The 10,545-nt window shown below is 44.3% G+C and carries 14 protein-coding genes; 1 reads left to right on the top strand and 13 read right to left on the bottom strand.

What is annotated here, in order from left to right; genetic code table 11:
- The 5 genes from QZL69_RS08720 to yedF all read right to left on the bottom strand — a co-directional run.
- On the bottom strand, window positions 1-516 hold a 516-nt coding region (locus QZL69_RS08720), incomplete at its 3' end, for a P-loop NTPase (RefSeq protein ID WP_291519060.1).
- Between the two features lie 64 nt (window positions 517-580).
- A complete protein-coding gene (locus tag QZL69_RS08725) occupies window positions 581-928 on the bottom strand; it encodes a metal-sensing transcriptional repressor (RefSeq protein WP_022214830.1) in 348 nt (115 codons plus the stop codon).
- 97 nt (window positions 929-1,025) lie between these two features.
- Window positions 1,026-1,253, bottom strand: coding sequence for a hypothetical protein (locus QZL69_RS08730; protein WP_022214831.1), 228 nt, complete (start codon window positions 1,251-1,253; stop codon window positions 1,026-1,028).
- 21 nt (window positions 1,254-1,274) lie between these two features.
- On the bottom strand, window positions 1,275-1,511 hold the full coding sequence (locus QZL69_RS08735; protein ID WP_022214832.1) for a DUF3343 domain-containing protein: 237 nt from the start codon (window positions 1,509-1,511) through the stop codon (window positions 1,275-1,277).
- Window positions 1,508-2,125, bottom strand: a complete 618-nt coding sequence (gene yedF, locus QZL69_RS08740; RefSeq protein WP_022214833.1) for a sulfurtransferase-like selenium metabolism protein YedF — start codon at window positions 2,123-2,125, stop codon at window positions 1,508-1,510. The genes QZL69_RS08735 and yedF overlap by 4 nt, the downstream gene beginning before the upstream one ends.
- Before the next feature lie 245 nt (window positions 2,126-2,370).
- On the opposite strand from yedF, the gene QZL69_RS08745 reads away from it, so the two are divergent.
- The gene (locus QZL69_RS08745; protein ID WP_022214834.1) at window positions 2,371-2,943 is read left to right on the top strand and encodes a xanthine phosphoribosyltransferase; all 573 of its coding nucleotides are present in this window, start codon (window positions 2,371-2,373) and stop codon (window positions 2,941-2,943) included.
- 102 nt (window positions 2,944-3,045) lie between these two features.
- Here the strand turns inward: QZL69_RS08745 and QZL69_RS08750 are convergent, their stop codons facing one another.
- The 8 genes from QZL69_RS08750 to rpsD all read right to left on the bottom strand — a co-directional run.
- A complete protein-coding gene (locus tag QZL69_RS08750; RefSeq protein WP_022214835.1) occupies window positions 3,046-4,515 on the bottom strand; it encodes a substrate-binding domain-containing protein in 1,470 nt (489 codons plus the stop codon).
- 1 nt (window position 4,516) lies between these two features.
- Window positions 4,517-5,128: a hypothetical protein gene (locus tag QZL69_RS08755; protein WP_022214836.1), complete on the bottom strand. Its 612-nt coding sequence runs from the start codon at window positions 5,126-5,128 to the stop codon at window positions 4,517-4,519.
- Window positions 5,129-5,263: 135 nt separating this feature from the next.
- Window positions 5,264-5,983 carry a type 1 glutamine amidotransferase gene (locus QZL69_RS08760; RefSeq protein WP_022214837.1) on the bottom strand — a complete coding sequence of 240 codons (720 nt, stop codon included), beginning with the start codon at window positions 5,981-5,983 and terminating at the stop codon, window positions 5,264-5,266.
- The gene (locus QZL69_RS08765) at window positions 5,980-7,317 is read right to left on the bottom strand and encodes a MurT ligase domain-containing protein (protein ID WP_022214838.1); all 1,338 of its coding nucleotides are present in this window, start codon (window positions 7,315-7,317) and stop codon (window positions 5,980-5,982) included. The genes QZL69_RS08760 and QZL69_RS08765 overlap by 4 nt, the downstream gene beginning before the upstream one ends.
- A gap of 115 nt (window positions 7,318-7,432) precedes the next feature.
- Window positions 7,433-8,173 (bottom strand): LytR/AlgR family response regulator transcription factor, encoded by a 741-nt coding sequence (locus QZL69_RS08770; RefSeq protein ID WP_022214839.1) that lies wholly within the window; start codon window positions 8,171-8,173, stop codon window positions 7,433-7,435.
- A 264-nt stretch (window positions 8,174-8,437) separates the two neighbouring features.
- A complete protein-coding gene (locus QZL69_RS08775) occupies window positions 8,438-8,974 on the bottom strand; it encodes a bL17 family ribosomal protein (protein ID WP_022214840.1) in 537 nt (178 codons plus the stop codon).
- A 94-nt stretch (window positions 8,975-9,068) separates the two neighbouring features.
- Window positions 9,069-10,028 carry a DNA-directed RNA polymerase subunit alpha gene (locus tag QZL69_RS08780; RefSeq protein ID WP_022214841.1) on the bottom strand — a complete coding sequence of 320 codons (960 nt, stop codon included), beginning with the start codon at window positions 10,026-10,028 and terminating at the stop codon, window positions 9,069-9,071.
- Between the two features lie 97 nt (window positions 10,029-10,125).
- Window positions 10,126-10,545: 30S ribosomal protein S4 (gene rpsD / locus QZL69_RS08785; RefSeq protein WP_291519068.1), on the bottom strand; the 420-nt coding region annotated here is incomplete at its 5' end.

A 10,545-nucleotide genomic window follows, 5' to 3' on the forward strand; every position in this document is an offset into this window, starting at 1 on the left:
CGGAAGAGACTGGAATACAGTAAGCGGTACATCACCGGTTCCTGGCGGCATATCTACGAAGAGATAGTCGATCTGATCCCATACTACATCTGTCCAGAACTGTTTTACCATATTTGCAAGGACCGGACCTCTCCAGATAACCGGAGTGTCCTCTGTCGGAAGAAGAAGGTTGATGGACATAACCTTGATCCCATTTGCTGTCTCCATCGGATAGATTCCGTTGTCGTCTGCCTGTGCTGCTCCTGTCAGTCCGTACATCTTCGGGATAGATGGTCCTGTGATGTCCGCATCCAGGATACCTACCTTGTAGCCCTTGGCTGCCATTGCGTTTGCGAGGGATCCTGTCACGAAGGATTTACCTACGCCGCCCTTGCCGCTGACAACACCGATGACGTGTTTTACATCTGAAAAGATGTTCTGTTCCGCCATAAAATTCTGCGGATTGCTCTGTCCTTTGCTTGCGCATCCTTCGCAGCTTGATTTGCCGCATGATCCGCTGTTACTGCATTCTGCCATTTCTTGTTTCTCCTTTATTTTCCGGTCCTTACAGTCCTGTCTCCCGGGCCGCATGACCTGTATTTTATTTCATAAACCGGTCGATCGCACGTTCCAGCTCCTTGATGGCATCCTTGTCTCCGTGCTCTACCGCATCCACGATACAGTGCTCAATATGATCCTGAAGGATGATCTTGCCTGTATTGTTGATGGCTGATTTGACCGCCGAAAGCTGGATCAGCACCTCAGAACAGTCTCTGCCGTCCTCCACCATACGCTTGATCGATTCCAGATGTCCGATCGCCCTGGAAAGCCGGTTCAGAACCGCCTTGGTCTGGGCATGGCTGTGATGATGACCGTGTTCTCCATGAGAATGTTCTATTGTAGTTCCATCTTCCAGTACATGTACATGGGTTTCCTTTGCTTCACTCATGTCAGTGCTCCTCTCAGGTATCAAATTATCAGTACTGTCTTACGGGCTGCTTCTATAGTAATACCCGCAGCCTTGAAATTATATTATACCACACTGCCTAAATCTCTGTAAAGGAACATCTCTGTTTTATCTGCGATGTTACGATATCAAAGACGATCGTTCCATCTGCAAGGATAGTCTTGTCATAGGAGACATCTTTGCCCTGGAATTTCTTTTTGACATATTCTTCCGGGTCTGCAATCTCCACTTCCTCCACAAAGACATCCCGCATCTGGTTTCTCGGGCATTTATTAAAGATCTCCCAGATTACTTCATATTCTTTCATGGTCTCTGTCCTCTCTGAAAGTCATATATCCAGACTCCACTTTCCCTCGATCTCATCTGCAAACTCTGCCTCGATCACACCAAGCTCATCCTTCTGTTCAAGTGGCACTGCCCAGGAAAGCCCACAGCTTGCCGAGATCTCCCTCGGGACCGGGATCAGTCTTCCGGCGATCCCGTTCTCCTTGCAGTATCTCTCCACCGCCATGGCACCGCTGGTGCTGTAAAAAGTCAGCAGATATCTTGGAATCTTCTGGATCATGGTTTTACGACTTTGGCTGCTTTTGCAAGAATCTCTACGATGTCATACATGTTTGTGACTTCTCCGACCTGAAGTTTATCTGTCAGGCTATAGTAATTCAGGCAGGTACCGCAGGTTTTGATCTCTACGCCCTGTGCTTCCAGGCTCTTGAGATCTTCGAGAGAATCAGAGCCTTCTGTGGTCAGTGTTGCACCGCCATTATAAAAAAGCATGGTCTTTGGAAGTTTCTCAAGCTGTGTCACTGCGAAAATAAAGCCTTTCATCAGGACTTTGCCGAGTTCATCGTTTCCGCGTCCCATGATTGCTGTATCAACTGCAATCACGAAATCTCCCCTGACATCTGGGATGCACTCTACGGTTTCCTCCTGGGTTTCTGACGGCTTCTGGTCTTTCACACGGATGATGACCTGGAATTCCTGGTCGGATTTTTTCTCAGAAAGTACTTCTGCACCTGCATGTTTTCCCATTCTGGTAAGATTCTGTACTGCTGTTTCATTATCTACGAGCACAGTGATCTCTGCATCTCCCTGGATGCCGTCCAGGACTTTCTTTGTCTTTACGACCGGAATCGGGCACTGTTCTCCTCTTGCATCTACTGTATATTTCTGTTCCATGATCTTAACCTCCTGTATCTGCATGATTTGTCTCAATTTTCACACTGGTTTCATTGTACCAGACCTTACCTTTTTTTGCAAACCATGCAGGAAAGTAAGATCTACCCGAAACGTTTTTTCGTCGCACACAAGATTTTTTGTATCTTTATAAAAAATTTGTCGAAAAGAATTGAACTTCTGCGAAGAATAGAGTATCATAAATATAATTTTACAAAAACGAGAATTTTAGTCAAAGGAGATATAACATGCAGCTTTTAAAAGACCGTATACTGAAAGATGGAATCGTGAAACCAGGAAATATTTTGAAAGTAGACAGTTTTTTGAATCACCAGATGGACATTACTCTGATCAATGAGATCGGCAAAGAATTCAAGAGACGTTTTGCTGACTGCCCGATCACCAAGATCCTTACGATCGAAGCATCTGGAATCGGAATTGCCTGTATCGCAGCACAGTATTTTGATGTGCCTGTAGTTTTTGCCAAGAAGGCACAGAGCCTGAATCTGGATGGTGAGATGTACTGTTCCAAGGTAGAATCTTTCACCCACAAGAAAGTTTATGACGTGATCTTATCCAAGAAATTTCTCGGACCGGAAGACCATGTTCTCCTGATCGATGATTTCCTTGCCAACGGATGTGCACTGCTCGGCCTGATCGAGATCGTCAAAGAATCCGGAGCTACCCTTGAAGGTGCCGGAATCGTGATCGAGAAAGGTTTCCAGAACGGCGGACAGAAGATCCGTGACATGGGTGTTCGTCTGGAATCTCTTGCGATCGTTGACTCTATGACTGATGATTCTCTGACATTCCGCGAGTAATTTTTTACCGTCCACAGTAAAATTTATCGCAAAGCGCACAAAACAACAGCCGGAACAAAGTCTTAATGCTCTGTTCCGGCTGTATTTTTGTATCTTTACTTATTATTTCTTTGCCTTTTCGGTCGGTGTTGGTGTCTCCGTAGCGGTTGGCTTCGGCGTAGAAGTCGGCTTCTTTGTCGGCTCCGCCTTTTCCGTTGGAGTTGGTGTTTCTGTCTCAGCTGGTGTCGGGGAAACTTCCTCCGGTGTTTCCGTTGGAGTCACCGTCGGCTCTGCTGCCTCAGTCGGTGTGACCGGCTTCGGTGCCTCTGTCGGGTCCGGCTCTACTTCCTTCTCTGAATAATATCCATTGTCGATCAGGATCTCATAGTTATCCCTGTCGATCACCTGCGACTCACAGAGATAAGTTCCTATGATCTTGACGCCATTGTCATACTGCTCGTAATCATTGACTTCCGGATCATCCTCTCCGTGGAGATATACATTTACCATCTCCTCGCACTGATCCGCAAGTTCTCTGGAATCCATAAATACACTGAATGCCTGTGTGCCGGATGCTATACGCTTCACTGCATCCTCCTTGCAGCCATTTCCCGTGATCATCGGCCAGATATCTGTTCCCGGAACTACACCAGCCTCCTGAAGTGCTTCCTGCACGGCTCCTGCTGCATCGTCAAATCCTGTACAGATGATATCCGGTGCCGCTCCATCTGGATAAAACTGCTCCAGGATCTCTGCTGCACGTGATTTTGCAGTGTTTTTACTCCATCTCAGGATTCCTGTGTCATCAAAAGAAAGTTTGCCTGATTTGCATACAAGAGTTCCGTCATCCAGATATTCCTGCAGCGTCTCCATCAGACCGTTATACAGAAACAGCGCCTGCGTATCATCCAGAGATCCCATAAAAAATTCGATTGTCCTGGATTCTTTTGCCTCACGGACCTTGTCCAGTTCTTCGCTCTCAATGATCTTCTTGCCGATCATCTGACCGATCTGGCGGCCGCCAAATGTGACATAATATTTGACTGCATTCGTATCCATGATCAGATCATCGTAGGAAAATACCGGAATTTCCGCTTCCTTCACGCTCTCAAGGACACTCTTGAGCCCATAAGGATCCACCGGTGCAATGACGAACGCAGAAACCTCTTCTGCTGTCAGTTCCTGGATCTGGGAAACCTGTCTGGAAACATCGTTCTCGGCATACTCGATCACCGGTTCATATCCATCGTCCTCAAGTGTGCTTTTGAACTCATCTGCATCTCTGGTCCATTTCTCCTCGTTTGGAAGAAGAACGGCGATCTTCTCTCTGGAAGCTTCCGTTGTCTCCTCCGTCTTGTCCTCATTGTCAGAATCTGAGGTTTCTGTTTCCTTTGATGATTTCTGTTTATTTGTTTCTTTATCTGATTTTGCTTCCGGAGTCGGAGTCTCTGTCAGTTCATCCTCTCCTGCTCCCTCTTTTTCTGTCTGTGCACTTTCACTGGCAGCTTCTGTTGCCTCATTCTTGCCACATCCGCCAAGTACAGTCGTTGTCAGAAAAATGCCTAATAAAAGATATGCTGTCTTTTTTTTCATGTTAAATTCCTTTATATTCCTTTGCGAGAAGTTTCAGATAGTCTCTATAGGCTGCCGCTGTCTTCTTTGGCTTGACGATCGTAACGTCCCTTCCCATTGCAGTCAGCCATCCAAAAAACTGCGGACCGGATATCTGTGGTACTGTAGCGGATATGTATCCGGCTTCTTTTGTCTTGTAATTTCCATTAGTGCCAAAATATTCCTGAACTTCTTTTTCTCTTGTCTCCCTGCACAGAAGTTTCATAGGTTTCTCTGTATCCTGGATCTCGCTCTCGTCCAGAACAAAATGCTTTACCAGTACTTCTTTAACAACCGGCTGTACTTTCTCTTTGTTCTGTCTGACTGCAGGTTTCAGCACTGTTTCCTTCTTTTTTTCTGCATTCCGACCTGCAAGATAATAGCCGCCCGGTCTTCCTCGTTTATATTTTATGTCCAGTCCAAACTCTCTCAGCGCGTCTAAATCATCATAAATACTTTTACGCTCCGCATTGACTCCACATTCTGTCAGTTTCTCAAGGATCTCCTGCATAGTTACTGCACGGTTCTCCCCGGTCTCCTCAAGCAGATGTTCCAAAACCAGTATTTTTGCTTTCTGATTACGTGATTTCGCCATTTTTGTCCCCTTGTTTGCCCTTTTATGATTATGATTGTCTTTTGCAAAAAGAAGGTGTCAAAAGCATTTGGCTCTCAGCACCTTCGTGACCTTTTATATTTGAATTATATCCTCACCATATTTTGAATGCAAGTACTATTTGAGGAATCTGTGACAGATATAATCGTTGGCTTCTTTTTCCTGGCTGTCGTCAAGCGGGGTAAGCTCTGTCTGCTCTCCGTATTTCTTCTGCAGTGCGTGCAGGATCAGCCAGTCCGCAAGCTGCGGGTTCTTCGGAAGCAGCGGTCCATGGAGGTAGGTTCCGATCACATTCTTGTACACAACACCTTCATAACCGGATTTACCGTCATTTCCAGAACCATAGAGAACTTTGCCAAGCGGTTTGTTATCGTTGATACATGTCCTTCCACCGTGGTTCTCAAAACCGACGACCGGCATCTCAAACAGGTCGCTCTGAAGGACGATGTTGCTGATGAGACGGCCCTCCTCCTGCTCTGTATACATATCTACAAGTTCCAGCCCCTTGATCGTTCCCTGGTCCGTCTTGTAGTAATTTCCAAGGAGCTGATAACCGCCGCAGATAGCGATAACGACTCCATTATCCTCTACATATGCCTTGAAATCCTTCTGGATCTCCTTGAGTTTCTCACAGACAAGCATCTGCTCCCTGTCGGAACCGCCTCCCAGAAGCACGATATCAAGTTTGGAAAAATCAATCTTGTCATCGATCTCGTAGGCGATGGTTTCTGCCTCGATTCCTCTCCACTGGCATCTCTTCATCAGGCACTGGATATTGCCTCTGTCCCCGTAAAGATTCAGGAGATCCGGATATAAATGTCCTATCGTAAGTTTCATTTCTGCTCTCCCTCCAGCTTCTTGAGTATATTTCTGGTACTGAACAGTGCTGTATAGTTTACAAGCACATACAGATTTCCGGTTCCGTCAGCCACGCGGCTGCGGATCGCCTTCTCGACATCAGCTTCCAGCATGGTCGGAATATCTACGTATTTCATTCGAAGACGCATATCCTGGCATCGGATACCGCTGACTGTGATGGAGCGGATGCTCTCCTCCTGGAAGCGGTCAAAATCCACATCCCATAGCCAGGAAATATCGATTCCATCCTGTGCATTGTCGTTGATTGCGATGAGCACATCCTTCGGCATGCTGTCCTGCATCACAGCAGAAATATTCTGGTTAAAACCTGCCGGGTTCTTTGCAAGGTTCAGTGTCACACTGGTTCCCTGGATACGGAACTGTTCCATACGACCGTTCTCCGGATTGAATTTCCTAAGCATATCCTGGAAATGTTCCGCCTTAAATCCGGCCGTGCGGATTCCCGCATAGGCAGCCAGAATATTGTATACGTTATAAAATCCCTTGTAATTTGCAGTGATCTTATGATCTTCCACACGGAAAGAAAGCTGGTCTCCTACCTGTACATCAGAAGCATCATATTCTGGAACCGGTCTATGGAAACCGCATTTCGGGCATTTGTAATCACCAAGCTGGCTATAATGATAAAAACTGTACTGTAATCTCTCGCCGCAGCGTTTGCAGAAACGACCCTCCCGGATCTCATTTGTCTTGCTCTTCATGACAGCTTTGCTGATTCCGTAGTACGTACAGGCATTTCCGCTGTCCATTGCAAGATAAGCAGACAATGCATCATCTCCGTTTACCACAAGTTTCATCTTTGGCACTTTGCGGATCATTTCTTCGAGAATATTCATGGTGATATCGATCTCACCATAGCGGTCAAGCTGATCGCGGAAAAGGTTCGTCATAACCATATAATCCGGCTTGATCTGTGGAAAAATATATCTCGTGGATGCCTCATCTACTTCAATGCAGGCATAATCTGCCTTGATATGTCCGTTCAGTCCTGCCCCAAGTACAAATGCCGCCACAACACCATTCAGCATATTGGAGCCGGTATGGTTACAGATGACTTTCTGTCCCTCTGCCTCCAGTGCTGCACAGAGCATGTTGTTGGTCGTAGTCTTACCATTGGTACCGCATACTACAAAAATGTCTTTTTTGACTTCCCCTGCCAGTTCTTTCAGTACAGGCGGATATATCTTAAGTGCGATCTTGCCTGCCCATGTCACACCCTGGCGTCCCATCTTCTTGCAGGCAAAGCCAGTTGCCTTGGCAGCCCAGACTGCCAGTATTCTTCTAATATTCATGTGTTCTGTTCCTTTTATTTTAACTTTATAGTTCCTACTGATTTTACGACAATTTTCCTGATTTAGCAACTGTCTTCGAAAAGTTAGCAAAAAAAGGCAGACACCTGTATCTGATTTATTTGGTAAAAAATTCTTTTTCGTTCAGATAATTACGATATTGTTTTTGCGCTTCCTTCATATATGTTCTGGAAACAGGCACTACAATGTCTCTCATAATAAAGCCATCAGCCTTCATTCCCATTGTCTTGTTCATATTGACAAAAAAGCTCTGGTGACAGCGAAGAAAAGAACTGCCTTTCAGCTGATCCTCAAAATCACAGAGTTTTCCTCTGCAATGGATAATTCCTCCATCTTCCATATGAAAATTTACTGTGTGAAGACTGCTTGAAATATACTGGATCTCACTGTGTCTGATCGTATAAAACCGGGAACGATAGCGAAAACAGACACTTCTCTCTTCCATAGATCTATCACTGTATCTCTGCACATTGCTATCCAGAAAATAAAAAATTTTTTCAATTTTTTCATACGTCAGTGGTTTAAGAAGATACTGAAGTGCAAACACCTCAAATGCCTGTCTGTAATATTTCTCACTCTTTGTCATAAATATGATTCCAACTTTTTTGTTGACTTTCCGTATTTCCTGTGCAACCCATATTCCATTTTCCTCTTCAAACTCAATCTCCATGAAAATAAGCTGAAACTGATTTGGATTCTCGGTCATACGATTGAGCAGCTGGTGACTTTTTGTAAGTTTTGTGATTTCAGCATCTGGAAGTAACTTTCGTACATATTCTTCAAGAACTCCTGCATCCCTGGAATTCCCATCACAAATAGCAATTGTAATTGGTTTCATTAAATTCTCTCTTTCTAAAATATTTCTCTTTTGCATACGCCAATTATATCATATTTCTGAATTCACTTTTACCCCCCCCCTAATTTTTTTGACGTTTTTGCTGTTAAATATGACGTTCTTGCAAAATATGACGTTTTCTCATAGCAAATTTAAAATTCCTGTACATTTCCTGTCACATTTTCATAGAAAAAGGACATCTATTCCTTTTGATAAAAAAAAGAGAAGATATCCTGCTATGAATATCTTCTCCTGATTTCTGTCAAATTATACTAACTCGATCAGAACTTCCATTGCTGCGTCACCTTTACGCGGTCCGATCTTAACAATTCTTGTGTAACCACCGTTACGATCTGCATATTTCGGTGCGATCTCTTCGAACATCTTCTTGGTCATGTCGATGTCTTTTGTGTTTTTCTTCTTTCCAGCAGCTTTGGTCGGAACTTCTTTTACCGGGTAGAATACTTTAGCCATCTGACGACGAGCGTGCAGTCTGGATGGAGCATCTTTGGTAATTTCTTTCTGTACTTCGTCATATACGGTTACTTTCTTTCCGTCTACAACTTCTTTTACTCTCTTACCGTCAGCATCTTTACGAGCAACTTTTGCAGTTACAGTAACTGTCTCGAAGTTGTCTTTCTCGCGAACTGCCATAGCGATAAGGCTTTCAGCGATCTTGCGGATCTCTTTAGCTTTAGCTTCAGTGGTAACGATTTTTCCGTTGTACAGAAGGTTTGTTACCTGGTTTCTTAACAGAGCTTTTCTCTGATCAGAAGTTCTGCTTAATTTTCTATATTTTGCCATGTTATTTTCCTCCATCTGCGGGACATCCATACATGCTAGTTCGGTCTTACTGCATGAATGCTTAGGCATCCCCGCTCAAATTATTAAGAAGTGCTTATTCTTCAGTTGGCTGAAGCTGTAAGCCCAGTTCTTTCAGTTTAGCAAGTACTTCTTCTAATGACTTACGACCAAGGTTACGAACCTTCATCATATCATCAGAAGTTCTGTTGCAAAGTTCTTCAACTGTGTTGATTCCGGCTCTCTTCAGGCAGTTATAAGAACGAACGGAAAGTTCGAGCTCATCAATGCTCATCTCCAGAACCTTTTCTTTCTCATTGTCTTCTTTCTCGATCATGACTTCTGCAGTCTTTGCATTCTCAGAAAGATCAATGAACAGGCTCAGATGTTCACTCAGTACCTTCGCAGCGAGGCTGACAGCCTCATCCGGATCCAGTGTTCCATTGGTATATACATCCAATGTAAGTTTATCGAAATCAGTAACCTGACCAACACGGGTGTTCTCTACAACCATGTTTACACGGTCAACCGGTGTGTAGATTGCATCAACTGCAATTACGCCGATCGGCATGTCGTCAGTTTTGGCTTTATCAGCACCGATGTAACCACGGCCACGGGTAATTGTAAGCTCCATAGCCAGTCTGCAGTCCTTGCCTCCGTTAAGAGTAGCAATGATCTGATCTGGATTCATGATTTCGATATCCTGATCTGCCTGGATGTCAGCTGCTGTTACAACACCAGATCCCTCACACTCGATATATGCGGTCTTTGGCTCATTGTCTGTGCTGGTATTTTTGATAGCAAGGCTTTTCAGATTCATGATGATCTCTGAAACGTCTTCTTTTACGCCCGGAATAGAGCTGAATTCATGAAGAACTCCATCGATCTTAACCTGGCTTACTGCTGCTCCCGGGAGGGAGGACAGCATAATTCTTCTGAGAGAATTACCAAGTGTAGTACCATATCCTCTTTCCAGAGGCTCTACTACGAATCTGCCAAACTTTTTATCTTCGGAAATTTCCGTAATTTCGATTTTTGGTTTATTAAAATCAAACACTATATGGTTCCCTCCTTCTGGGTATTCAACATTTGAGGGTATTAACGAATGCTGTAACTGTGAAGAAAACTCCCCACAGTTACTCGTGTTCTAATTATTATTTAGAATACAGCTCGACGATAAGCATTTCGTTTACCGGAACATCAATTGCTTCTCTTCTTGGAAGTTCTTTTACAGTTCCGCTTAAAGCTTCCTGATTAACATCGATCCATTCCGGAACAAGTCTTCCACCTGTTACTTCCAGAATTCCTTTGTATCTCTCAGAACCTTTGCATTTTTCTTTGATTTCAACTGTGTCACCAGCTTTTACAAGGTAAGACGGAATGTTTACACATTTTCCGTTTACAAGTACGTGTTTGTGGTCAACGATCTGACGAGCTTCACGTCTTGTTCTTGCAAATCCCATACGGAATACTACGTTGTCAAGTCTGCTCTCAAGAAGGACCATAAGGTTTTCACCAGTCTGTCCCGGCATTCTGTCAGCTTTGTTGTAGTAGTTGTGGAAAGGTTTTTCCAG

The organism is Blautia sp. CAG:237, assembly GCF_000436615.1.
GTDB classification, from domain to species: Bacteria; Bacillota; Clostridia; order Lachnospirales; family Lachnospiraceae; genus Blautia_A; species Blautia_A intestinihominis.